Source organism: Brevibacillus parabrevis (assembly GCF_022701015.1).
Taxonomy (GTDB): Bacteria; Bacillota; Bacilli; order Brevibacillales; family Brevibacillaceae; genus Brevibacillus; species Brevibacillus parabrevis.
Window position 1 is genome coordinate 1,544,510 of sequence record NZ_CP064090.1, and the last position, 22,991, is coordinate 1,567,500.

The 22,991-nt window shown below is 51.9% G+C and carries 22 protein-coding genes (1 of these 22 cut by a window edge); 18 read left to right on the forward strand and 4 right to left on the reverse strand.

The window, feature by feature from the left end:
- The first annotated feature begins 4 nt into the window (after positions 1 to 4).
- From IRJ17_RS07360 to IRJ17_RS07370, 3 genes are all read left to right on the forward strand, one after another.
- Positions 5 to 1,474, forward strand: coding sequence for a S41 family peptidase (locus IRJ17_RS07360; RefSeq protein WP_242774038.1), 1,470 nt, complete (start codon positions 5 to 7; stop codon positions 1,472 to 1,474).
- A 108-nt stretch (positions 1,475 to 1,582) separates the two neighbouring features.
- Entirely contained in the window at positions 1,583 to 2,851 is a 1,269-nt protein-coding gene (locus tag IRJ17_RS07365) for a PDZ domain-containing protein (protein WP_423751957.1), read from the forward strand.
- Between the two features lie 150 nt (positions 2,852 to 3,001).
- The gene (locus IRJ17_RS07370) at positions 3,002 to 4,708 is read left to right on the forward strand and encodes a hypothetical protein (RefSeq protein ID WP_242774041.1); all 1,707 of its coding nucleotides are present in this window, start codon (positions 3,002 to 3,004) and stop codon (positions 4,706 to 4,708) included.
- A gap of 63 nt (positions 4,709 to 4,771) precedes the next feature.
- On the opposite strand, the gene IRJ17_RS07375 is transcribed toward IRJ17_RS07370, so the two are convergent.
- Entirely contained in the window at positions 4,772 to 5,704 is a 933-nt protein-coding gene (locus IRJ17_RS07375; protein WP_122966106.1) for a flagellar hook assembly protein FlgD, read from the reverse strand.
- Between the two features lie 178 nt (positions 5,705 to 5,882).
- On the opposite strand from IRJ17_RS07375, the gene uvrB reads away from it, so the two are divergent.
- The 4 genes from uvrB (at position 5,883) to IRJ17_RS07395 (ending at position 11,897) form a co-directional block, all read left to right on the forward strand.
- A complete protein-coding gene (gene uvrB, locus IRJ17_RS07380; RefSeq protein ID WP_242774044.1) occupies positions 5,883 to 7,859 on the forward strand; it encodes an excinuclease ABC subunit UvrB in 1,977 nt (658 codons plus the stop codon).
- Positions 7,860 to 7,873: 14 nt separating this feature from the next.
- Complete coding sequence (gene uvrA, locus IRJ17_RS07385; protein ID WP_063229303.1) at positions 7,874 to 10,741, forward strand: excinuclease ABC subunit UvrA; 2,868 nt, start codon at positions 7,874 to 7,876, stop codon at positions 10,739 to 10,741.
- A 124-nt stretch (positions 10,742 to 10,865) separates the two neighbouring features.
- Positions 10,866 to 11,495, forward strand: a complete 630-nt coding sequence (locus IRJ17_RS07390) for an HD domain-containing protein (protein ID WP_242774046.1) — start codon at positions 10,866 to 10,868, stop codon at positions 11,493 to 11,495.
- Positions 11,496 to 11,528: 33 nt separating this feature from the next.
- Positions 11,529 to 11,897, forward strand: coding sequence for a phage holin family protein (locus IRJ17_RS07395; RefSeq protein ID WP_063229305.1), 369 nt, complete (start codon positions 11,529 to 11,531; stop codon positions 11,895 to 11,897).
- A 60-nt stretch (positions 11,898 to 11,957) separates the two neighbouring features.
- On the opposite strand, the gene IRJ17_RS07400 is transcribed toward IRJ17_RS07395, so the two are convergent.
- From IRJ17_RS07400 to IRJ17_RS07410, 3 genes are read right to left on the reverse strand one after another with little or no spacing between them, the layout of a single operon-like run.
- Positions 11,958 to 12,101: a hypothetical protein gene (locus tag IRJ17_RS07400; RefSeq protein ID WP_173596439.1), complete on the reverse strand. Its 144-nt coding sequence runs from the start codon at positions 12,099 to 12,101 to the stop codon at positions 11,958 to 11,960.
- Between the two features lie 5 nt (positions 12,102 to 12,106).
- A complete protein-coding gene (locus tag IRJ17_RS07405; protein WP_173596440.1) occupies positions 12,107 to 12,715 on the reverse strand; it encodes an accessory gene regulator ArgB-like protein in 609 nt (202 codons plus the stop codon).
- 16 nt (positions 12,716 to 12,731) lie between these two features.
- Complete coding sequence (locus IRJ17_RS07410; RefSeq protein ID WP_173596441.1) at positions 12,732 to 14,084, reverse strand: sensor histidine kinase; 1,353 nt, start codon at positions 14,082 to 14,084, stop codon at positions 12,732 to 12,734.
- 244 nt (positions 14,085 to 14,328) lie between these two features.
- On the opposite strand from IRJ17_RS07410, the gene hprK reads away from it, so the two are divergent.
- The 11 genes from hprK to IRJ17_RS07465 all read left to right on the forward strand — a co-directional run.
- Positions 14,329 to 15,264, forward strand: a complete 936-nt coding sequence (hprK, locus tag IRJ17_RS07415; protein ID WP_063229308.1) for an HPr(Ser) kinase/phosphatase — start codon at positions 14,329 to 14,331, stop codon at positions 15,262 to 15,264.
- 15 nt (positions 15,265 to 15,279) lie between these two features.
- A complete protein-coding gene (locus IRJ17_RS07420) occupies positions 15,280 to 15,777 on the forward strand; it encodes an acyltransferase (protein WP_122966111.1) in 498 nt (165 codons plus the stop codon).
- 225 nt (positions 15,778 to 16,002) lie between these two features.
- The gene (locus IRJ17_RS07425) at positions 16,003 to 17,178 is read left to right on the forward strand and encodes an ATP phosphoribosyltransferase regulatory subunit (protein WP_242774048.1); all 1,176 of its coding nucleotides are present in this window, start codon (positions 16,003 to 16,005) and stop codon (positions 17,176 to 17,178) included.
- A 3-nt stretch (positions 17,179 to 17,181) separates the two neighbouring features.
- Positions 17,182 to 17,829, forward strand: a complete 648-nt coding sequence (hisG, locus tag IRJ17_RS07430) for an ATP phosphoribosyltransferase (protein WP_063229311.1) — start codon at positions 17,182 to 17,184, stop codon at positions 17,827 to 17,829.
- A gap of 22 nt (positions 17,830 to 17,851) precedes the next feature.
- Positions 17,852 to 19,147: a histidinol dehydrogenase gene (hisD, locus tag IRJ17_RS07435; RefSeq protein ID WP_173596443.1), complete on the forward strand. Its 1,296-nt coding sequence runs from the start codon at positions 17,852 to 17,854 to the stop codon at positions 19,145 to 19,147.
- Positions 19,147 to 19,746, forward strand: a complete 600-nt coding sequence (gene hisB / locus IRJ17_RS07440; RefSeq protein ID WP_122966114.1) for an imidazoleglycerol-phosphate dehydratase HisB — start codon at positions 19,147 to 19,149, stop codon at positions 19,744 to 19,746. Before hisD ends, hisB begins: the two co-directional genes overlap by 1 nt.
- Position 19,747: 1 nt before the next feature.
- Positions 19,748 to 20,362: an imidazole glycerol phosphate synthase subunit HisH gene (gene hisH / locus IRJ17_RS07445; protein ID WP_122966115.1), complete on the forward strand. Its 615-nt coding sequence runs from the start codon at positions 19,748 to 19,750 to the stop codon at positions 20,360 to 20,362.
- A complete protein-coding gene (hisA, locus tag IRJ17_RS07450; RefSeq protein ID WP_173596444.1) occupies positions 20,359 to 21,108 on the forward strand; it encodes a 1-(5-phosphoribosyl)-5-[(5-phosphoribosylamino)methylideneamino]imidazole-4-carboxamide isomerase in 750 nt (249 codons plus the stop codon). The genes hisH and hisA overlap by 4 nt, the downstream gene beginning before the upstream one ends.
- Complete coding sequence (gene hisF / locus IRJ17_RS07455) at positions 21,098 to 21,856, forward strand: imidazole glycerol phosphate synthase subunit HisF (RefSeq protein ID WP_173596445.1); 759 nt, start codon at positions 21,098 to 21,100, stop codon at positions 21,854 to 21,856. Before hisA ends, hisF begins: the two co-directional genes overlap by 11 nt.
- Positions 21,853 to 22,503: a bifunctional phosphoribosyl-AMP cyclohydrolase/phosphoribosyl-ATP diphosphatase HisIE gene (gene hisIE / locus IRJ17_RS07460; protein WP_122966118.1), complete on the forward strand. Its 651-nt coding sequence runs from the start codon at positions 21,853 to 21,855 to the stop codon at positions 22,501 to 22,503. The genes hisF and hisIE overlap by 4 nt, the downstream gene beginning before the upstream one ends.
- A gap of 178 nt (positions 22,504 to 22,681) precedes the next feature.
- Positions 22,682 to 22,991, forward strand: partial view of a GNAT family N-acetyltransferase gene (locus IRJ17_RS07465; RefSeq protein ID WP_242774050.1) — the 5' portion only. It continues 251 nt past the right edge of the window; the window shows 310 of its 561 coding nt (coding positions 1-310); its start codon is at positions 22,682 to 22,684; its stop codon lies off the right edge, out of view.

Below are 22,991 nucleotides of genomic sequence, written 5' to 3' on the forward strand. Positions count from 1 at the left end.
AGTAGTGAGATGGAAAGGACGTACTGTATTAGCGCTTGTGCTCATTTCGATGGTAGCCAGCAGCTTTTTGACCATAGCGTTGATGAAGACTTCAGCCAGCGCGAACGCAACACAGAGTGGCGCCTTGACGGCTTCTACCAGCACAGTGTTTTCGGGAAGCTCGGAATATCCGCAGGAGTTCAAAAAGCTGTACGAAGCTTTTACAGCGATTAAAAAAGATTACATTCAAACCGTCACCAACGATCAGTTGGTAGAAGGCGCAATCGGCGGCATGGTTGGGGCTTTGGAAGATCCGTACAGCGATTACATGGACCCGAAATCGGCCGAAGAGTTTACCTCTACACTGCATTCGACCTTCCAGGGAATCGGGACAGAGGTAACGATGCAAAATGGACGGGTTACCGTCGTCTCGCCATTCAAAGGCTCCCCGGCTGAACGGGCAGGTCTCAGACCAAACGACCAGATTTTGAGCGTCAACGGCGAATCGCTGGAGGGTCTGGATTTGCACCAGGCCGTGACGAAAATTCGCGGGCCAAAAGGTACGAAGGCTGTACTGAAAGTCGTTCGGGCAGGCGTAGCGGAACCGCTGAACATCGTGTGCATCCGTGACGATATTCCGATCGAGACAGTGAACAGCCAAATCCTTGAGAAAAACGGCGTAAAGGTTGGCGTGATCGCCATTACCCAATTCTCGACGGAGACAGCGAAACACTTCAAAGATCAATTGGCTTCCCTGGAGAAAAAGGGGATTGGCGGACTCGTCATCGACGTGCGCGGCAATCCGGGCGGTTACTTGCTCGCAGTCAAGGAAATCGGCGAAGTGCTCGTGCCGAAAAAAGGAGTCATCGTCGCCATTGAGTACGGTACTGGCGGACAGCAAAAAGAAGAGTATCGTTCTACGACAGATGCGGCCAAACCGTATCCAATCACCGTCCTGATCAACGGGGGCAGCGCAAGCGCCTCGGAGATTTTGGCGGGCGCGATGCGCGACAGCGGACACTACAAGCTGGTCGGTGAAAAGAGCTTCGGCAAAGGAACTGTCCAAAGCACGATGGAAATGACAGACAAGAGCCAGTTGAAGCTGACTATCGCCAAATGGGTTACGCCAAGCGGCGAATGGATTCACAAAAAAGGGATCGAACCGGACTTCAAAGTCGCGCAGCCTGAGTATTTCAATGCGACGCAACTGCCAGCGGACAAGGAGCTTGCCAAGGACATGGCGGGCAACGACGTGAAGAATCTGCAACTGATCCTGACCGGACTGAATTTGTCGCCAGGTCGTGATGACGGCTACTTCGATGAGAAGACGGAGCAGGCAATCAAGCAGTTCCAAACCGCGAAGAAGCTTCCTGTAACCGGGAAAGTGGACGCTGCCACGCGCAGTCAACTGGAAGACAGCTTGCGCGAGACCATGCGCAAACCGGAGAATGACCTGCAATTGCAAAAGGCTCTGGACGTTGTCAGCGGCAAGTAATGAAAATAACAAGAATATGGAAGCAGGGAATCCCCTTGTTTCCGTAGAAATGATAACCACGGCAAATCACATGTCGTGGTTTTCTTTTTTCTATTTGAGGTGAGGCATTTGGCGATTCAGGCAGATATGCTTTCCATTGCATATGGCTTTGCCGCGTTTTTTCTCAACCCCGTCTTTTACCTGTTTCTCGGCTTCATTTACTTGCACTATCGCAGGCAAATGAACCTGGAAAGGCAGCTGTTTGCCGCACGCATGCAAACACCGCTCCTTTCGACAATCCGGGCGGCAGGCATGGGCGTAGTAGGGGGGCTTTGCATCTCTCTTCTCGCCGCAGGACTGGGAGTAGCTGTACAGGCGCAAGATTTATGGATTTTATGGGGATTGGCTCTGCTGTTGGCGCTGATTCGTTTACGTTTTCTTTGCTTCGCGTATGCCGCAGGCTTGCTCGCGATTTTGCACACAATTGCCCAAGTAGCTCCGGGGCTGAAAGACGTCGAGGTCATCGGTCCTGTCTGGACAATGTTGCTGCAAGCCAAGCCAGTGCCGCTGCTTGCCTTGGTGGCGATCATGCATTTGATGGAAGCGATGCTCGTCCGCTGGAACGGAGGCAGAGATGCTTCGCCGCTGTTTGTCGAAGGGCAGCGCGGGCGCATTGTCGGTGCGTATTTGTTGCATTCTTTCTGGCTGACTCCGCTTGCCCTGTTTGTTCAGGTCGAGCCGGGAACGATCAGCGGCACTTTGTATCCGGGCTGGCCGTTTTTTTCGGGTGAGCTTGCTTCCTTTGGCTTGTTGCTGTTGCCTACGGTCACCGGTTTTTCCGATATGACCCAAACGATGACACCACGCAGCAAGGCAAAGCAAATTTCCAAAAGCCTCATCTGGTACGCTATCGGGCTTTTGGCGCTTTGTGCCTTGTCGGTGTTGTTTATGCCGCTTGTTCTGCTCGCCGCTTTGTTCGCGTTATTCGGACACGAAGCGTTGTTTTTCTGGAGTCAGCTAAAAGAGCGGCAGCGGTCACCGTATTTCATCCAATCCTCGCGCGGCATCAAGGTGATGGGAGTCATTCCGGGCACGCGGGCGGAAGAAATCGGGATTGCTCCAGGGGAGATCATCGTCAAAGTGAACGGCATTCCAGTGCGGGATAAGACGGATTTGTATCCGGCCTTGCAAGCCAACTCGGCTTTTTGCAAAATGGAAGTGCTCACGCGCGATGGAGAGCTGAAGTTCGTGCAGTGTGCAGTCTACGCTGGCAACCATCATCAGTTGGGCATTATCGTAGTGCCGGATGCAGCCACTCGCGTATTTGTCGATTTGAAACGCTCCAGCGTAGTTGAGCTGATCAAGCAAAAGCTTGAAAAACTGAATGTAGGCGCTTGAGCAAAGGGGAAGAGAAGGTGTGCGACAGATGTTGCACGCCTTTTTTTCATAAAAGGGACGGATTCGATAAAAATTTTTTTCTTGATGTGTTTGTCTATTCAGAAACTTATGCGGAACTGGAACGTCTTAATGTACGAGGAAAAAAGGGGAGTGAGGCATTTGTCCGAAATCAAAAAAACGGTCCTGTGTGTCTTGACTGGAGCATTAGCCGCGACAAGTCTGATCGTGGTGCCACTTGCGGGAGCCAGCACTAGCCCTGACAAGGCGGCTGCGTCAGGAGCAGTAGCGCGTGCCCAGGAAGTTGTTGCTGTCCCTGTTCCTGTAACAAAAGGGGTTCAAACACTGGTTCGCCTTTTGCCTGAACTGTCTGCACGGCACGTTGTGTACGTTGGGGATGTGGATGGTCCCGGAGTCAGTGGAGCAAAGGTTTCTTTTGCGCTTTCCGCTGCTGAGGCAAACAAGGCAGTAGACGGAGCCATCTTTGATTCGGCCACAGGTAATTTGCTCAAACTCGAACTTGCTCCCAAAGCGGCTACGAAGCCGGCTTTTCCTACCGAGCAGCAGGCGAAGGCTCGGGCGCAGGCGTTTGTCGCGGGCTTGGCTGCATCAGGCAGCACGTATCAGGCCAGAGAAGTGACGAACGCAGGCGGCAAACTCACGGTCAGACTCGTCCGCAAAGTAAACAATGTAGCGTTGGACGACGCCTACGACAACTTTGTCAGCTTTGACGCAGCGGGACGGATCATCGCGTTTGAAACATTTGACGGACGCTTGTACGAAAAAATAAATCCTGCGACGATTCCTTCCGCGCAACGCGTCTTGTCTCCTGCACAAGCTCTGACGCAATGGAAGGCGAGCCGACCGCTGGAGCTGGTCTATTTGTTGCCGGAGCAGGACCAGCCAAACCGGACGGAAGCGAAGCTTGCCTATATCGTTAAAGGCGGCATCATTGCGAATGAACATACAGGAAGCGCAGTGGATGCCACGAGCGGTAAAAAGTTGGCCGCACCTGACAAATTGCCGCAAATTTTAAATGTAACCGGTACAGGAGAAAAATGGACGGCGCAAACGGAGAAAGAGGCACGCAACTTGCTGCGCATCCTGTTCAAACTGGAAACGGCAAGATTGCCGATGACCATTTTGGAGGAGAAACACGACAACGGTGAGGCTGTGCGCTATTTTATCTGGGGCCACTTCCAAAAGGACGCAACTGACCAGGACAAGAAATACCAAATCGGCCAGTTCCCAGAGGGCGTCAGTAAGGCTGAGGGGCAGCACATCATGCTCGTAACAGATGCCAAGACGGGACAGATGCAGCAGTTTATTTACAGACAGGCGAATGAACCAGGGGCTGCTGCCAAAACCGACAAAAACCGCGATCGCAAAACAGTGGAAATGCTGTTGAAGCGGCTTGTTCTTTCCGGCAGCAACCAGCTGCGAGTGACGGATATCGGCGACGAGAAGTACACCTCGCTGGCTCTTGATCCACTGCTGGGAAATGTCCCGGTCTACCGAATCGGACAGAGTGAAGAAGCTGGCATGTATACGGTCAAAGTAAATTCATGGACGGGCAAAATCGAAGAAGTCAGCATAAACCGTCCGGAAAACGTGGTGTACCCTGCAAGCTCCAAGGCGATCAAGGAGCAGGCTGCCATGGATCGGTTGCTCGGCGTATTGCCGCTTGAACTGAACTACATTCACCAGCGGGATGCGCAGACGAATGCGATTACCTTTAAACTGGGCTACGACCTGTCTTTCCGGCAAACTCGCTCGCACTGCTTCTGCGGAGCAAATGCCAAGATTGACACGACGGTGTACGTTGATGCTTTGACGGGGCAGACCATTATCAAAGAATAAGCAAAAATAAGAAGCCGCCTTCTTTCTGCGTTACAGAAGAGGCGGCTTTTGTGTGTAACTAGACTAGGCGCTCGCTTCAAATCCGGTGATTTGATTCAGCGCAATTTTTTTGTCATCAGCCAAGACGAACTCTACGATGCCGTTTTTCATGCTGACAGCCTTGATGACGCCATTCAGGCTGTTGTTTGAGCTTGAACCGTCCGTGTTGGTTTGGCTTTCTGTGTAAGTGACGTTGAAACCGATCATTTGCGCATATTGCAACGAGTTGCTCATGGCATTGTTTTCCGGCTTCACGCTCATGCCGACGACCTGATCGAGCTTGACCGTCTGACCGTTGTTCAGCGAGAACTGAGTGATTCCGTCTTTTGTTGTGAACCCGGTGATGACGGCGTTGGCGATTTCGTCGACTTTCGTGATGTCGTCCGTAGTAGCCGGGTTTCCGTCTTTGTCTATTTCTTTGGTCGTTTTGTACGAAACGTCTTTGCCGATCATGTTCATGAACTTGAGGCTGCTGTCCAGCGCATTCCCCGTCATGCCTTGCGACTCCAGTCCTTTGATGTCTGCAAGCGGAATCGGGTTAGTCTCTCCGGTAATGCGGAAGTATATTTTGCCTTTGTCCATGTAGACGGCTTCCAGCACGCCTTCTTTTGTTTGAGTCGCAGTTTCTCCCGTTACTTCGTCTTTGGTCGTGAGGGAGTAGGTTGCGGTGCGACCCGTCAGCGCTTCGTATTTTTCCAGCGTCAGCATGCTGTTGTTGGATTGCTCCATCAAGGTGGACATCTTTTTCATTTGCTCCACCATGGTCATCATGCTCGTTTGCTGAATGAACTGCGAGTTATCCATCGGGGATGTAGGGTCCTGGTGCTTCAACTGTTCCAGCAAAAGCTTCATGAACGCATTGTTATCCAGCTCTGCCGAGAACTCTTTTTTGCCCTGGTAGCTCATGTGTGGCTGTATATAAGGATTATTTTTAACGGTGGTTCCGATATCTGACATGTCGATCCTCCCTGAAGGTGGCGAGTCTAACCGTACATACTTGTGCACTACTACTTATTATCGGTATAATCTGTCGAAGGATGAAGACAAACATTTGTTCGAATTTCTGGCTTATCAGAGCTTAAATTGTGTTATAATGGAAATAGAACAGTCTTGCAACGAGGAGATGAACGAGGGAATGGAGCGTTTTGAATTGGTATCGGAGTATCAACCGTCCGGTGACCAGCCGACCGCTATCGCCGAACTGGTGGCAGGCATCCAGGCAGGCAAGCGGCACCAGACACTGCTCGGTGCAACAGGTACGGGAAAGACGTTTACGGCTGCCCAAGTAATTGCCCAGGTGAACAAGCCGACGCTGGTGATGGCGCACAACAAGACACTGGCTGCCCAGCTTTGCGCAGAGTTCAAGGAGTTTTTCCCGAATAACGCGGTGGAATACTTCGTCAGCTACTACGACTACTATCAGCCAGAAGCATACATTCCCCAATCGGATACATTTATTGAAAAAGACTCCAGCATCAACGACGAGATCGACAAGCTGCGTCACTCGGCGACCAGTGCGTTGTTTGAGCGGAGGGACGTCATCATTGTCGCTTCTGTCTCTTGTATTTACGGTTTGGGTTCGCCTGAAGAGTACAAGGAACTGTTGCTGTCGCTGCGAGTGGGGATGGAAAAAGGCCGAGACGAGATTTTGCATCGCCTGGTCGACATTCAGTACACGCGCAATGATATCAACTTCACACGCGGGACCTTCCGGGTTCGTGGAGACGTAGTGGAAATTTTTCCCGCGTCGCAGAGCGAACAGGCTATTCGTGTGGAGTTTTTCGGGGACGAAATTGAGCGGATTACCTCTATCGATGTGTTGACCGGAGAGATTTTGGGACAGCGCGACCACGTAGCCATTTTCCCTGCTTCTCACTATGTCACCCGCGAAGAAAAAATGAAGCTGGCCGTTCAAAGCATCGAAGTGGAGCTGGAAGAGCGATTGGCCGAGCTTAAAGCGGCGGGAAAGCTGCTGGAAGCGCAGCGACTGGAACAGCGTACGCGCTACGATGTCGAAATGATGCTGGAGATGGGCTTTTGCTCCGGGATTGAAAACTACTCGCGACATTTGACAGGGCTGCCAGCAGGGCACGCTCCGTACACTTTGATGGACTACTTTCCGGAGGACTACCTTTTGCTGATCGACGAGTCGCACATGACTTTGCCGCAAGTGCGGGGGATGTACAACGGCGACCAGGCGCGCAAAAACGTCCTGGTTGAGCACGGATTCCGCCTGCCGTCTGCGAAGGACAACCGACCGCTGCAATTCCAGGAGTTTGAGGAAAAGGTCAACCAGGCTATCTACATTTCTGCAACACCCGGCCCGTACGAGCTGGAGCATTGCCCGGAAGTGGTGCAGCAAGTCATCCGTCCAACAGGGCTGATCGATCCGACGATCTCGGTTCGCCCGATCAAAGGACAGATTGACGATCTCATCGGGGAAATCCAGACGACGATTGCCAAAAACGAGCGCGTACTGGTCACGACTCTGACGAAAAAAATGTCCGAGGACTTGACGGACTACCTCAAGGAAATCGGAATCAAGGTACGCTATCTGCACTCCGACATCAAGACGATCGAACGGATGCAAATTTTGCGTTCCTTGCGTTTGGGCGAATTTGACGTGCTGATCGGGATCAACCTGCTGCGGGAAGGCTTGGACTTGCCGGAAGTATCGCTTGTGGCGATTTTGGATGCCGATAAAGAAGGCTTCCTGCGCAACGAACGTTCGCTGATTCAGACGATCGGCCGGGCAGCCCGTAACGCTGAGGGGCGCGTCATCATGTACGCCGACAAAATGACAGATTCGATGAACTCCGCGATTCGCGAGACAGAACGCAGGCGCGCCATTCAGATCGCTTACAACGAGAAGCACGGAATTACGCCGCAAACGGTGAAAAAGGCCGTGCGCGAAGTGATCGAGGCGACCAAGGTGGCAGAGGAAAAAGCGGACTATTTGCCACATGCGGACTTCAAGAAGATGCCGAAGAAGGATCGACTGGCTGTTATCGAGCGTATGGAAGAAGAAATGAAGGAAGCGGCGCGCAACTTGATGTTCGAGCGTGCGGCCGAACTGCGTGATTTGATTTTGGAACTGAAGGCGGAACTCTAAGGAGAGGTATTTTCATGCCATTGGAACATATTGTCGTCAAGGGCGCTCGTGCCCACAATCTGAAAAATATTGATGTAGTGATCCCGCGGGACAAATTCGTCGTTTTGACGGGTTTGTCCGGTTCGGGGAAGTCCTCGCTTGCTTTTGACACGATTTATGCAGAGGGACAACGCCGTTATGTCGAGTCCCTGTCCGCTTATGCCCGCCAGTTTCTCGGGCAGATGGACAAGCCGGATGTCGATTCGATCGAAGGGCTGTCTCCTGCGATCTCCATCGATCAGAAGACAACGAGCCGCAACCCGCGCTCTACGGTTGGTACGGTCACGGAGATTTACGACTACTTGCGCTTGTTGTATGCGCGTGTCGGCCGGGCGATTTGTCCCGAACACGGCATCGAGATTCAATCCCAGACGATTGAACAGATGGTCGATCGCCTGATGGAGTATCCGGAGCGCACCAAAATGCAAATTCTCGCTCCGATGGTTCAGGGGCGCAAAGGCGAGCACGTCAAGCTGTTGGAAGATATCCGCAAGCAAGGCTTTGTTCGCGTGCGCGTAAATGGCGAGATTACCGATTTGTCCGAGGACATCAAGCTGGAGAAAAACAAGAAGCACAACATTGAGGTTGTGGTGGACCGCGTTGTCGTGAAGCCGGATGTGCAGTCTCGCCTGGCGGATTCCCTGGAAACGGCCTTGCGTCTGGCAGATGGCAAAGTCATCGTCGACGTGATGGAACAAGAGGAGCTGTTGTTCAGCGAGAAGCACGCTTGCCCGATTTGCGGATTTTCCATTGGCGAGCTGGAGCCGCGGATTTTCTCCTTTAACAGCCCGTTCGGTGCGTGCTCGGAGTGCGACGGATTGGGAGTAAAGCTGGAAGTAGACCCGGATATGGTTGTTCCGGATGCCACCAAGACGTTGCACGAAGGGGCGATCGGCGCATGGGAGCCGAAGTCGTCGACGTATTACCAGCAGTTGTTGGAATCGGCTTGCCGCCACTTCCATATTCGCATGGATATCCCGTACGAGGAGCTGACTCCTGAGCAGGTGCAGATTTTGATGTACGGCAGCGAAGGAGAGAAAATCCAGTTCCGCTATGAAAATGAGTTCGGGCAAGTGCGGGAAGCAGTCGTGCCATTCGAGGGCGTCGTGCCCAACCTGCAAAGGCGTCATCTGGAGACCAGCTCCGACTACATTCGCGAGCAAATCGAAGGCTTCATGAGCCAAAAGCCTTGTCCTGTCTGCAAAGGGCATCGTTTGCGCCAGGAGAGCCTCGCTGTGAAGATCGGCGAGCGCAGCATTTCGGAGCTGACGACTTTGTCTATTCTCGATGCCCATCAGTTCGTTGACGGACTGGAGCTGACGGAGCGGGAAGCGAAGATCGCCAATCTGATCGTGAAAGAAATCAAGGCACGGCTTAACTTTTTGATTGATGTCGGACTGGATTATCTCACCTTGAGCCGTGCGGCAGGGACGTTGTCGGGGGGAGAGGCGCAGCGGATCAGGCTTGCTACCCAGATCGGCTCCAGCTTGATGGGCGTCCTCTACATTCTCGATGAGCCGAGCATTGGACTGCATCAGAGGGACAACGCCCGTCTGATCAAAACGTTGGAGCATATGACCAAGCTGGGGAATACGCTGATCGTCGTCGAGCACGACGAAGATACGATGATGGCTTGCGATTATATTATCGATATCGGTCCGGGAGCAGGTATTCACGGCGGTCAAGTAGTGTCTGCCGGCACGCCGGAAGAAGTGATGAAAGATGAGAACTCGCTGACAGGCGCTTATTTGAGCGGCAGAAAGTTCATTCCTGTTCCGCTGGAGCGCAGAAAGCCATCTGACAAATGGGTGAAGATCGAAGGCGCGAAGGAAAACAACCTGAAAAACGTTACGGCCAAATTTCCACTGGGGCTGTTCGTTGCTGTGACAGGGGTATCAGGCTCCGGGAAAAGTACGCTCATCAATGAGATTTTGCAAAAGGTGCTGTCGCGCGATCTGAACGGCGCCAAAGTAAAACCGGGCGAACACCGCCGAATCGTCGGGCTGGAGCATTTGGACAAAGTAATCGACATCGACCAATCGCCGATTGGCCGGACGCCGCGTTCTAATCCGGCGACGTATACGGGTGTTTTTGATGACATTCGCGATTTGTTTGCCTCGACGAACGAAGCCAAGGTGCGCGGTTACAAAAAGGGCCGTTTCAGCTTCAACGTCAAAGGCGGCCGTTGCGAGGCGTGCAGCGGTGACGGGATTATCAAAATCGAGATGCACTTTTTGCCGGACGTGTACGTGCCTTGCGAAGTGTGCCACGGCAAGCGCTACAATCGGGAGACTCTCGATGTGAAATACAAAGGCAAGAGCATCGCCGACGTCTTGGAGATGACGATTGAGGATGCGGTGGAGTTTTTCCGCAACCTGCCGAAGATCGAGCGCAAGCTGCAAACGATCGTGGATGTAGGTCTTGGCTACATGAAGCTTGGACAGCCTGCGACGACTCTCTCCGGCGGTGAAGCGCAGCGTGTCAAGCTGGCATCCGAGCTGTATCGCCGCAGCACAGGGCGTACGCTGTACATCTTGGACGAACCGACGACAGGGTTGCACACAGACGATATTGATCGTCTGTTGAAGGTGTTGCAGCGTCTGGTGGAAAATGGCGATACGGTACTGGTCATCGAGCACAACCTGGACGTCATCAAGACAGTTGACTACATCGTCGATCTGGGGCCAGAGGGCGGTACGCGCGGCGGTCAGATCGTCGGATCGGGTACTCCGGAAGAAGTGGCGAAGCTGGAAGGCTCGTATACCGGAACATACCTCAAGCCGATTTTGGAAAGAGACAAAGCGAGAACGATTGCCAAGCTGGAACAGCTGGTATCGAAGTAAACCAAAGACTGCCTCTCTGATTGTTCAGGGGGGCGTCTTTTGCTGTTTAAAAAAGAAAACGAGTGACTGGCAACTGGCACATGGTCGTGCGGTAATGCAAGGGCGAGACGGAGGAGGAGAAGCTATGGATTACGCAAAGCAAGCGATAGCTGCGCTTCCGGCCGATTTGGTTCAGGAGGCCGAGCGCTGTTTTGACGGGCAGGACCCGGCTCATGACTGGCAGCATAATCTGCGCGTCATGGCGATGTGCGAGCGGATTGGCTGCGAGGAAGGAGCGGACATGCAGGTACTGCGGCTGGCAGCGTTGCTGCACGATGTCGGAAGGGCACAAGAGCGTGCAACCAGCGAATGCCATGCCGAGATCAGCGCTAGGGCAGCAGGAGCATGGCTGCAAGAGCGAGGAATAGAGCAAGCAGAGATCAAGCGGGTGCAGTCGGCTATATTGGCTCATCGCTTTCGCAAAGACCGTCCTCCGGCATCGTTGGAGGAGAAAATTTTGTTTGATGCAGATAAACTCGATTCAATAGGCGCTATTGGAGTCGCCAGAGTTTTTGCTTATACTGGTGTTATTGGAGGTCCTATCCAATCCGACGACGAGGAGCAGCATACTCCGGCAAAAGAATACGAATGGAAGCTGAGACGCATCAAAGACAGGCTGTACACGCAAACAGCCCGGCAAATTGCCGAGGAGCGTCACGAGTTCATGGTTCGATTTTTTGAGCGCTGGGACTTGGAAGGAAAAGGGCTCTTGTAGACACTGGTGACGCCAGCCAAAGGAGGAATGAGAATGATCCGTTGGATAATCAAAATGCTGCTGAACGGCGCGGCCTTGCTTCTGATCAGCAAATGGTTTACGTCTATCTATGTTGCCAATTTCACCGTGGCCTTGTGGGCCATTCTGATTTTGGGTGTCGTGAACACGTTGATCCGCCCCGTTTTGACGTTTTTCACCTTGCCGCTGACGATCTTGACGATGGGGCTGTTCTGGTTCGTCATCAACGCCCTGACGTTTGCTTTGACAGCCTACTTCATCGACGGTTTCGAGGTAGGACCGTGGCCAGACAACATCGGCATCGTGATGGTAGCCGCTGCGCTGATGAGTATTTTCGGCTGGCTGATTGAAATGGTCGTCGGCATGAAAAAAGAGAAAAGGTAGCAAGCATCAAAAAACCCGCGTGCTCGTTGAGGAGTGCGCGGGTTTGTTAGTGATAGGGGATCATGCTTGAACTTTTGATTTTTCTTCTTCTCTCATGTGCGGCGGAAGAGGTTCATGGAATATGGCAGCTTTTAAAGCGCCTGAGGAATTCAAATTAGACAGACCGCCAAAGAACTTGCAAACAGTCGAAAGCACTTTCTTCATGAGTATCATCCTCTCGAAAAAGTTTTTTCCAGAACAGATACGAGCCGAAACGAAGCAGGCGTAAGAAATAAAGATTGATAGAAAACTGCTAGGATGTAAGTCATAGAGTGCTTATAGGAATATTCTACCAACAATAGTGAAAGAATGCAACCGACTGTGATTAGTAATATTGCGATCTTCCGGTGTCTTTTTTGAATTGCAGGATTGTCAGGCATGTACGTATGTTTTGCTGGACCGTATAAGTAATTGATCAGAGCGCCTGCCCCTGCAGTAATAAGTGTCAGGAGTGACAAGGCAGGGGGAGAAGGCATGGGAACATATTTGATAATGGCGCCACCGACTAACAGGAGTAGGAGTGTTGCTCCCAGGCATGACCACGGGTTTTTCAAATGAACGCCGCCCGTCAACGTTCGGAGTATAAAGAGACTGCATAGAAGAGGAACAACTTCCACAAGTAATCCTAATGCAGCAGATACGAGCAGAATGATGAAAAGATTAAGAGCATTAAGCAAGAAAAGTTCGATTCCGTGTGCGAGTTGTCCCACAGTATACGGCGTATCGTCTGTCTTGATGCGTTGGGCAATTTTCCCTGACATTTTCCCTGTCCAGGTCATATTGGGGGCCTCCCTGCTATCGATTTACAAACGAAATGCGAAAACTGGTGATGCCATCAGCAGATTTAACCTGAATTTTGCCATTGTGTCGTTCTATTACGTTTTTGACAATCGCGAGTCCAAGTCCGCCTTCTCCATTCTTTTTGGTGGTATAGCCCATTTGGAAGATTCCATTCAGCTTGTTCTCGGGAATTGTTGGGCCACTGTTTTCGATATAGAGGTAATGCTCGCTGTCTGTTTGGCCCCATTCCAAGCGTATGTAACGATTTTCCTCCAGTTCAAAGGAGGTTGCGCGAATGGCGTTGTCGAGTAAGTTGCCTAACATTTTGATCAGATCATATGTCTTATATTGTGAGAACTGGCTGATTTCTTTTATTTCCATCGTGAGCGAGATCCGCTCAGCCAGGCAGACTACCATTTTGGATTGCAACAAAGAGGCGATTGCAGGATTTTTGATTTGCTCCAATATTTGCGAGCTTGAATCCGCAGATTTTTCGATCAAAACGGTTTCCTTCAGCAGTTGTTCCACGTATTCTTTCGCATGACTATGCAATTCTTTTTTCAAAAGGCCGTTGATGGCAGTGTAATGGTTCAAGGAGTCATGCTTGATAGAGCGAACAGCCGTATATAAATCTTGAATGCTGCTCAAATAAGGTGTGCCTGTTTCTTCTTCTACCCGATTGATAGTCAGGTTTAAATAAATACGGAACAAAATTACAATGGCAATAAATAGCCCCAAAATGGCCAGTTGAAAAAACAATTGAAACTGTGGAGTATAAAGAGCGAATATGGATGAATTGTTTCCTCGTAGAAAAAACGATGTGTTCATGAACAAGATAAGGAAAAATTCAATACTGCCCAATAAGATCAGCAGGAACAGATATCGATTTAACCGATTCAAATTGTTGTACTGGAACATCTGGCGAATATCGAACTTATTTGCTCGTAACAGTATGCAAACGGCCAGAAAGACGCCGAGGTACAAAATACGTGCTACGACAGCCAGAGTGGTAGAGGACATGATCTCCTCTAAAAATAATTGCTGACTGTTAAAAATGGCAATGATAATTGACTCGGTTAGAAGCATAATACCGATTGCAACTGTTCCCATAAAAACCGCTTTGAGAAGATTGAAGTGGTAGAAAAGAACAAGGAGAACAACTGTACATACAAACATCAGCATCACTTTCGGCTGATACAATACCTCCAACACAGTGAGCAGTTCACCAGTCACGGCAAACAACAGGCTAAAGAGAATAGCTTGTTTTTTCTTCTCAAACACCGACAGGTTGAAAAAAGCTAAACTAATCGTCAGTAGCAAGAAGGCTTCGGGTAGGTCTACGAGTAAGAAACGGAGTAAAAAGTCCAAGTTGTTGCCTCCTCTTTTTGTCCGACATTCGGAAAAACAGTCTATATATGAACTGTAACTCGGATTTTGCCTGATACCAACCTCATTTTCTATCTTATGAAATAACAAGAAAAATGTAAATGATACGACAAATTGATCCGATAGACACGAGGACTTGCCTGGCAAAGGTTGTCGGAGGCAAGACGGTTTCGATACAATAGAAGAACTACCGGGGACGGTTATCCCAGACAAGGGGGAAGCTTTGATGCGAAGGACAAATGTAAGCCACATTGTGGATCATTTCAATATGACGATTTTGAGTGGCGAGGAAGGGCTGGGACGCGAGATTACAGTGACGGATTTGAGCCGTCCCGGATTGCAGCTGGCTGGCTACTACTCCTATTACGCGGAAGAGCGGATTCAGCTGTTTGGCTTGACGGAAATCAACTTTTTCCAAACGTTGAACCGAGATGAACGACTGGAGCGGATGAACTTTTTGATGCAAGGGCAGACGCCATGTTTTTGCGTCACCCGCAACCAGCCTGTACCTGAGGAAATGATCGAGGCGTCGAACAACTGGGGCGTGCCTGTACTTCAATCCCCTCTGGCTACGACTACGCTTGTCGGCAAAATGACCAACTTTCTGGAGAATCGCCTCGCGCCTACTACCACGATTCACGGGGTGCTCACAGACATTTACGGCGTCGGGGTTCTGATTATGGGATCGAGCGGAATCGGGAAAAGCGAAGCGGCTCTGGAGCTGGTCAAGCGCGGGCATCGCCTGGTTGCAGACGACGCTGTCGAGATTCGCCAGACGCAAGGTGGTCAGCTTAGCGGCAGCGCCCCCGAACTGATTCAGCATCTGCTTGAAATTCGCGGGGTGGGGATCATCAACGTGATGACCATGTTCGGAGCAGGTGCGGTCCGCAATGTGAAAAATATTGAAATGGTGGTTCAACTGGAGCTGTGGGAGCCACACAAAATGTACGAACGTCTGGGGCTGGACGAAGAAACGTTGAAGATCATGGACACGGAAATTCCGATCATTACCGTTCCAGTGCGCCCAGGACGAAATCTGGCTGTCATTATCGAAGTGGCGGCGATGAACTTCCGCTTGAAGCGGATGGGCTACAATGCGGCGATGCACTTCTCGCGCAAGCAGTCCAACGCGATTTTGGAAGATGCCGATTCGGACTTGTAGGACGAGGAGCAGCGCATGAGAAAGACAACACGTTATCCGGTCCAGGGAGCGAACCCTCTCTGGCAAATGTATCGCACGGTCAGCTTTTGGAAAGTCATGAAAAACTTCATTGTCATCCAGCTTGCCCGCTATACGCCTTTTCCGGCCTGGAAAAACTGGATGTACCGTACTTTTTTGCGTATGGAGGTCGGGCATGAGACTGCCGTGGCGTTGATGGTCATGATGGATACGATGTTTCCGGAGTTGATCAAAATCGGCAAGAACAGTGTGATTGGCTACAATACGACCATCCTCGCTCATGAGTATCTGGTCGAGGAATACCGCTTGGGCGAAGTAATCATCGGCGACAGAGTGTTGATTGGAGCCAATACGACTATCTTGCCAGGAGTGACGATTGGGGACGGAGCGATCGTAGCAGCAGGAACCGTGGTACATAAAGACGTAGCGCCGGGGGCTTTTGTCGGCGGCAATCCGATGCAAGTGATCCGCGCCGGAGGGCTTGCGGATCATTAGGGAGTAGGGTTGTTCGTCAGCGAGTAGAAGAATTAGGTAGAAAAGGGAGTCCGTTGATTGGCGGGCTTCTTTTCTATTTTTATGTAGCGCAAGATCGTAGTAAAGAATTTTTCGACTATTCTTATCTCTGTTGACCTTAAACGGAGCTTCGTGGTAATCTTCTTCATAATACTTTAGTTTGTTACCATATTAGCAGAGTAAAGCGAATGGGTGGAGGGAATGACGATGGCGAAGCCGTTGGGATTTGAAAAACCGCTGGGGATGCGGGACATATTACCGGAATCACTGGCGAAACAACGGCATTTGGAGCGGTCGTTGCGACATTGTATCGAGCGTTGGGGATACGAGGAAATCTCCACGCCTTCTCTGGAGTATTACGATACGGTCGGGACGGCGAGCGCAACATTGACGGACCGAATGTTCCGGCTGTTGGATAAACAGGGGCATACCGTTGTGCTTCGGCCGGATATGACTACGCCAATCGCTCGCGTTGTTTCTTCTTTATATAAGGATGTGCCGCTGCCGATCCGGCTGTTTTACCAGGCCAATGTATTTCGGGCGCAGGAAAAGGAAGCTGGCCGGAATGCGGAGTTTTTTCAAACGGGAATTGAGCTGATCGGGGATGGCTCAGTTGATGCGGATGCCGAGGCCATCGCGCTTGCTGTATTTTGTCTGCGTGCGGCAGGGGTAGAGACGTTCCGCATTGCCATCGGTCACGTTGATTTTGTTGACGGGCTTTTGGAGGATGTGATTGCCGATGAGGACACGCGCCAGCAATTCCGCCAGTTTTTGTACGAACGCGATTTTGTTGGTTTTCGCCAATTGCTGGAGACGATCGGGATCGATTTCGAAGCGAAGAAACGGCTGGATGCCTTGCTTCGTTTGCGCGGCGGAAAAGGCAAGATTGCCGAGGCGAGAGCCTTAGCAGGGGATGGAAAAGCGGGGCTGGCGGTAGAAACGATTGCTTCGCTGTGGGACTCACTGGAAGCTTACGGCGTCACCGAAGATTTGCTGTTGGACTTCAATTTGATTATCAATCTGAATTACTACACGGGTGTCGTGTTTGAAGGATACGCAGCCGATCTCGGCTCTCCGCTGTTGGGTGGCGGCCGTTATGATCAGCTTTTGGCGCAATTCGGACGTTCCGCTCCTGCCACCGGGTTTGCGATTAAAATGGATCGGCTTTTGACCGTTACTCCCTCTGTAAAAGGGGAAACTACCGAACGAATTTTGCTGCTGTATACGGAAAAACGGCGCCAGAAAGCGCTGGCAAAGGCACAGCAACTGAGGGCGGAGGGAGTCGTGGTTATCACGAGACTCGTTGGCGGCAGGGCAGAGATCGCGGCAGAAAATGGTCAAGGATACAGCAGGGTGATTTGCATGACGGAACAGGAGGATTAGCAGATGGCGTTTTTCGCAAATGAGCAAAAGCTGACGATTGCCATGCCCAAGGGGCGGATTTTTGAAGAGGCTGTGCACTTTTTGCAGCAAGCTGGGCTGGAAGTAACGGCTGAGTTGCAGGACTCGCGCAAGCTGGTCATTCCGGTGGAAAATGCCAGTCTTGAGTTCATCCTGGCAAAACCTGCCGATGTCCCGACATACGTGGAGTACGGAGTTGCTGATGTGGGTGTAGTCGGCAAGGATGTTTTGCTCGAAGAAGAACGGGATGTGTACGAGCTGCTGGATTTGCAGATTGGCTACTGTCGCATGATGGTGGCAGGATTGCCCGATTGGAAGCCGACCGACTCGCCGCGAGTAGCGACGAAATACCCGAAGATTGCTTCCCGTTATTTTCGCGAGCAAGGGCAGCAGGTCGAAGTTATCAAGCTGAATGGCTCGGTTGAGCTGGCTCCGATGATCGGACTGGCTGACCGCATCGTGGATATTGTCTCTACGGGGCGGACGCTCAAGGAAAATGGCTTGGTGGAGCTGGAGCATATTTGCGAGATTACGACAAGGCTGATTGCCAATCGAGCGAGCTATCGGATGAAAAGTGAAGCGGTCGATGACATCGCCGGAAAATTTCTGGAGGTCATTCCAGGCAGAAAATAGAGACGGGGAGAGGAGAGCGACCATGCGAATTATGGCAGCCAGCGAGTTTGACGGGAAGCGGTCAGTGGAGTCGGGTACGAGAGAACAGCAAGAAGCTGTCAGAGCCATTTTGACGGATGTTCGGGAGCGCAAAGATGAAGCATTGCGGGAGTATACAGAGAGATTTGACCGCGTGCGATTGGAACAGTTTCGGGTGACGGAGGCGGAATTTGCCGAAGCGAACGGGCAAGTATCTGCACAGGTCAAAGCTGCACTGGAGGAAGCGGCAGAGAACATCCGCGATTATCATAGTCGTCAGGTGCGCCAGTCGTGGTTTGTGACAAAAGAAAGCGGCACGATGCTGGGGCAGCTGGTTCGTCCATTGCAGCGGGCGGGACTGTATGTGCCAGGGGGCACGGCAGCCTATCCTTCCAGTGTGCTGATGAATGCGATTCCGGCAAAAATTGCGGGCGTTCCGGAAGTAGTGATTACAACGCCTCCCGGAGCGGACGGCAAAGTAAATCCGGCGATTCTCGTCGCAGCGCAAATTGCGGGGGTAACGGAAATATACAAAGTGGGCGGAGCGCAAGCCATTGCGGCACTCACCTATGGAACGGAGCAAATCAGGGCGGTAGACAAGATCGTCGGACCGGGAAATATTTTTGTCGCTCTGGCAAAGCGGGAAGTGTTTGGTCTGGTCAGTATCGACATGGTGGCAGGACCGAGCGAGATTGCCGTATTGGCTGACGAAACGGCCAATCCGCGTTATGTAGCTGCGGATTTGCTGTCGCAGGCTGAGCACGATCCGATGTCTGCTGCCATCCTGGTCACTGCGTCGCAGGAGTTGGCCGAGCAGGTAGCTGTTGAGGTAGAACGGCAGTTGGCGGATTTGCCCCGCCATGCGATCGCCGCGGCAGCCATTCGCGACTACGGAGCCATTTTGCTTGTCAAGGATTTGGACGAAGGGTTTGCGGTCATCAACCAGATCGCTCCCGAACATTTGGAGATCATGATTGCCGAGCCATTCGCACAGCTTGGGAAGGTACAAAATGCCGGGGCTATTTTTCTCGGCCCGTACAGCTCGGAGCCTGTCGGGGATTATTTTGCCGGAACGAATCACGTCATTCCGACCAATGGCACTGCGCGTTTTTCCTCTCCTCTGTCAGTGGATGACTTTATTAAAAAGTCCAGTGTCATTTCCTACAGCAAGCATGATTTGCGAAAAAACGGACAAAAGATCGTTACCCTGGCTGAACAGGAAGGGTTGGCAGGACATGGGCGCGCCATAGCGGAAAGGCTGCGCGACTTTGAACGCGAAGAGCAGGAGTGTGACAAATGATGAGTGAACGTACGCTGCGTACAGCAGAAATAGAGCGCAACACAAATGAGACGCAAATCGCCCTTTCCTTTGGGGTGGATGGTTCCGGGGAAAGCAGTCAGGCTTCAGGCGTACCCTTTTTGGATCACATGCTTGACTTGTTCACGCGTCACGGGCATTTCGATCTGGCGGTAAAAGCAAAAGGGGATATCGAGATCGACTATCACCACACGGTGGAGGATATCGGCATTTGTCTCGGACATTGCATCCGCGAGGCGTTGGGGGACAAAAAAGGAATCAAACGGTACGGCAACGCTTTTGTTCCGATGGATGACGCGCTGGCCCAAGTGGTGATCGACATTAGCAATCGGCCGCATCTGGAGTATCGGGCTGCCTATCCGACGAACATGGTTGGGCAATTTCCGACTGAGCTTGTGCACGAGTTTTTATGGAAGCTGGCGCTTGAAGCGCGGATCAACCTGCACGTAATTTTGCATTACGGCCACAATACGCACCATATGATCGAAGCCATTTTCAAAGCGCTCGGCCGCGCTCTGGACGAAGCGACGACGATCGATCCGCGTGTCAAAGGGGTCCCGTCTACCAAAGGGGTTTTGTAGCATGATTGGCATCATCGACTATGGCATGGGCAACTTGTACAGCTTGAGCAAGGCTCTGGAGCGGCTCGGTTATTCGTACGAATTTGTGTCCGCCCCTGAGCGGTTGCAGGAGTATAGCGGGTTGATTTTGCCCGGAGTAGGGGCTTTTGGCGACGCTATTGCGAACATCAGAGAGCTGGGGCTGGATCAAGCCATCCGTTCGTACGCGGCTACAAACAGGCCGATTTTGGGCATCTGTCTGGGGATGCAGCTCTTGTTCGACAAAAGCGAGGAGCATGGGGAAAATACCGGGCTTGGCTTGATTGGCGGAGAAGCAGTCCGCTTCCAAGGGGATTACAAGGTGCCGCATATGGGCTGGAATCAGTTGCGTCTGCACCGCGAGCATCCGCTTTTGGCGGGAGTTGCAGAAGGCGATTATGTCTACTTTGTCCACTCTTATCATGTGAAGTGCAAACCAGAGGCGCTGCTTTCGACGAGCGACTACTATCAGGATGTGACAGCGATTGTGGCGCAGGGCGAAGTGTACGGGATGCAGTTCCACCCGGAAAAAAGCGGCGAGACCGGAATGCGGCTGCTGCGCAATTTTGCCGTTCAATGCGAGGGGGTTTTGGCGTGAGTTTTATCATTTATCCAGCTATTGATATTCGCGGTGGAAAATGCGTGCGGTTGTTTCAAGGAGATTATGCAAAGGAAACGGTGTACGCCGATTCTCCGCTTGCCATGGCAAAGCGTTGGGTGGATCAGGGAGCATCCTGGGTACATCTCGTTGATCTGGACGGCGCCAAGGAAGGGAAGCCGGTCAACGCTGCGATCATCAAGGAAATTGCCCGCACGATTTCCGTACCTGTGCAAGTCGGCGGCGGCATCCGCACGGAAGAGCAGATCAAGGACTACCTTGAAGCAGGTGTGGCGAGGGTGATCGTCGGTACGGCGGCGATTGAAGACGAGCCTTTTACCAAGCGGATTTTGCAAGTTTATGGCGACCAAATCGCCATCGGGCTGGACTGCCGCAACGGCATGGTGGCGACGCGGGGGTGGCTGGAGACGACTGACGTGTCAGCGACTGAGCTGGCCAAGCGGCTCGTCACGTATGGCGCGGAAACGTTCATTTATACAGATATCGCCCGTGACGGTACGATGACAGGGCCGAATGTCGCGGAAATTGCTGCACTTGCGCAAGCGACAGGCAAGTCGGTGATCGCATCGGGAGGAGTAAGCCAGCTTGACGATCTTCTGGTGTTGGCCCAGCACGCAGCCGACGGTGTTTCCGGGGCGATTGTCGGAAAAGCGCTCTACACGGACGCTTTTACATTGGAAGAAGCGCTTGGTCGGATGGAGGGACGTGAAAGCAATGTTGGCTAAACGAATCATCCCTTGTCTCGACGTAAAAGACGGTCGTGTCGTAAAAGGGGTTCAGTTTGTAGGGCTGCGCGACGCCGGAGATCCGGTCGAACTGGCGAAAAAATACAGCGGGGAGCGGGCGGACGAGCTTGTTTTTCTCGATATTTCCGCTTCCCACGAAGGGCGCAAGACAATGGTGGACGTCATCGAGCGGACGGCAGCGAATATTACGATTCCTTTTACCGTTGGCGGCGGGATCAACAGCGTGGAGGACATGAAGCGGATTTTGCGGGCGGGTGCGGATAAAATCTCGTTGAATACGGCTGCGGTGCTTCGACCGGAGCTGGTTCGCGAAGGGGCGAGTGTGTTCGGTTCCCAGTGCATCGTGGTTGCGATCGACGCCAGAGCGGTGGGAGAAGGGCGTTGGGACGTGTATACGCACGGCGGGCGCAATTCTGCGGGAAAAGATGTCATCAGCTGGGCGCAGGAAGCAGAAGCGTTGGGAGCTGGCGAAATTCTTTTGACCAGTATGGATGATGATGGCGAGAAGAAAGGCTTTGGAATTGAATTGACCAAGCAAGTCTCGGAAGCGGTAAACATTCCGGTGATTGCCTCTGGGGGAGCGGGGTCGAAGGAACATTTTTACGATGTGCTGACAGCGGGGAAGGCCGATGCTGCTTTGGCAGCTTCGATTTTCCACTATGATGAGACATCGATTCAATCGGTGAAAGAGTATCTCCAGACAAAAGGAGTTGTCGTGCGGCCATGACAGTAGAACTTGCACTTGCAGCGCAGAAGTTGCGGTTTGACGAAAACGGATTGATTCCTGTCATTGTTCAAGATGCACAGAGCAAGGCTGTTTTGACGCTTGCCTATATGAATGAGGAGTCGTTTTTGCGGTCGGTGGAGACGAAAGAAACGTGGTTTTGGAGCCGATCCAGGCAAGAGCTGTGGCATAAGGGAGCGACGTCGGGAAATACCCAGCGGATTGTTTCCATGCAGGTGGATTGCGACAGCGACGCGCTCGTCGTGCAAGTAGTGCCGAATGGTCCGGCTTGTCATACCGGGGCCTACAGCTGTTTTTCCGGAGAGCTTTTGGCAGGAGAAAAGGAGCTTGAAAAGGGAGAAGCAGGCGAGCGGTTTGCGATTCTGGGCGAATTGGAGGAATTGATCGCGAAGCGTGAAGCGGAGCGGCCGGAAGGTTCGTATACGACTTACTTGTTTGAAAAAGGCGTCGACAAAATCTTGAAAAAGGTAGGGGAAGAGGCAGCGGAGGTCATTATTGCGGCCAAAAATCGCAGCCACGAGGAATTGCGCTACGAAGCTTCCGACCTGCTTTTTCACTTGCTTGTCTTGTTGCGGGAACAGAAGCTGCCTTTGGATGATGTGCTTGCTGAGTTGCGGGGCAGGCGTTAAGCGTTCCAGGCGCTCACCTGAGTTTGTTTGGAAGCCACTCTATGTACAGTAGGGTGGTTTTTTGTTAAGATTCCAATATCTGACTTTCGAAAGGTGTGATGTCTTATGAAGACAACAAGCGTCAAGCATGAACGACTTGGTAACGAAAACAATCACCGATTGAAAGGCAGGGAACGATTTGATCAAAGGAAATGTAGTGGAACTGCGCCCGGTAGCGGCGGAGGATATGGAGAGAATGTATCTGTGGCGCAATGACGAAGAGGCAGCAACATTGGCCGCCGGAACGTCTATGGCGGTGTACAGCAATGTCTCGCTTGATACGCTGCGGGCTTTGTATGAGGAAAGCGTGAGAACGTCTCGTTTGGATGATAAATGGAATCGGTTCGCTTTTTCGATTTACACGCTTGAAGGTGTTCACATTGGCAATTGTGACTATCGCAATGTCAATCCGGTCACGCGGACAGCGACGATTGGCATCGCGATTTTGG

Excerpts from the sequence above, each read along its gene's own strand:
- IRJ17_RS07375 (WP_122966106.1), bottom strand. The coding sequence starts at position 5,704 with ATGTCAGATATCGGAACCACCGTTAAAAATAATCCTTATATACAGCCA.
- uvrB (WP_242774044.1), top strand. The coding sequence starts at position 5,883 with ATGGAGCGTTTTGAATTGGTATCGGAGTATCAACCGTCCGGTGACCAG.
- uvrA (WP_063229303.1), top strand. The coding sequence starts at position 7,874 with ATGCCATTGGAACATATTGTCGTCAAGGGCGCTCGTGCCCACAATCTG.
- IRJ17_RS07390 (WP_242774046.1), top strand. The coding sequence starts at position 10,866 with ATGGATTACGCAAAGCAAGCGATAGCTGCGCTTCCGGCCGATTTGGTT.
- IRJ17_RS07395 (WP_063229305.1), top strand. The coding sequence starts at position 11,529 with ATGATCCGTTGGATAATCAAAATGCTGCTGAACGGCGCGGCCTTGCTT.
- IRJ17_RS07400 (WP_173596439.1), bottom strand. The coding sequence starts at position 12,101 with ATGAAGAAAGTGCTTTCGACTGTTTGCAAGTTCTTTGGCGGTCTGTCT.
- IRJ17_RS07405 (WP_173596440.1), bottom strand. The coding sequence starts at position 12,715 with ATGACCTGGACAGGGAAAATGTCAGGGAAAATTGCCCAACGCATCAAG.
- hprK (WP_063229308.1), top strand. The coding sequence starts at position 14,329 with ATGCGAAGGACAAATGTAAGCCACATTGTGGATCATTTCAATATGACG.
- IRJ17_RS07420 (WP_122966111.1), top strand. The coding sequence starts at position 15,280 with ATGAGAAAGACAACACGTTATCCGGTCCAGGGAGCGAACCCTCTCTGG.
- IRJ17_RS07425 (WP_242774048.1), top strand. The coding sequence starts at position 16,003 with ATGGCGAAGCCGTTGGGATTTGAAAAACCGCTGGGGATGCGGGACATA.
- hisG (WP_063229311.1), top strand. The coding sequence starts at position 17,182 with ATGGCGTTTTTCGCAAATGAGCAAAAGCTGACGATTGCCATGCCCAAG.
- hisD (WP_173596443.1), top strand. The coding sequence starts at position 17,852 with ATGCGAATTATGGCAGCCAGCGAGTTTGACGGGAAGCGGTCAGTGGAG.
- hisB (WP_122966114.1), top strand. The coding sequence starts at position 19,147 with ATGAGTGAACGTACGCTGCGTACAGCAGAAATAGAGCGCAACACAAAT.
- hisH (WP_122966115.1), top strand. The coding sequence starts at position 19,748 with ATGATTGGCATCATCGACTATGGCATGGGCAACTTGTACAGCTTGAGC.
- hisF (WP_173596445.1), top strand. The coding sequence starts at position 21,098 with ATGTTGGCTAAACGAATCATCCCTTGTCTCGACGTAAAAGACGGTCGT.
- hisIE (WP_122966118.1), top strand. The coding sequence starts at position 21,853 with ATGACAGTAGAACTTGCACTTGCAGCGCAGAAGTTGCGGTTTGACGAA.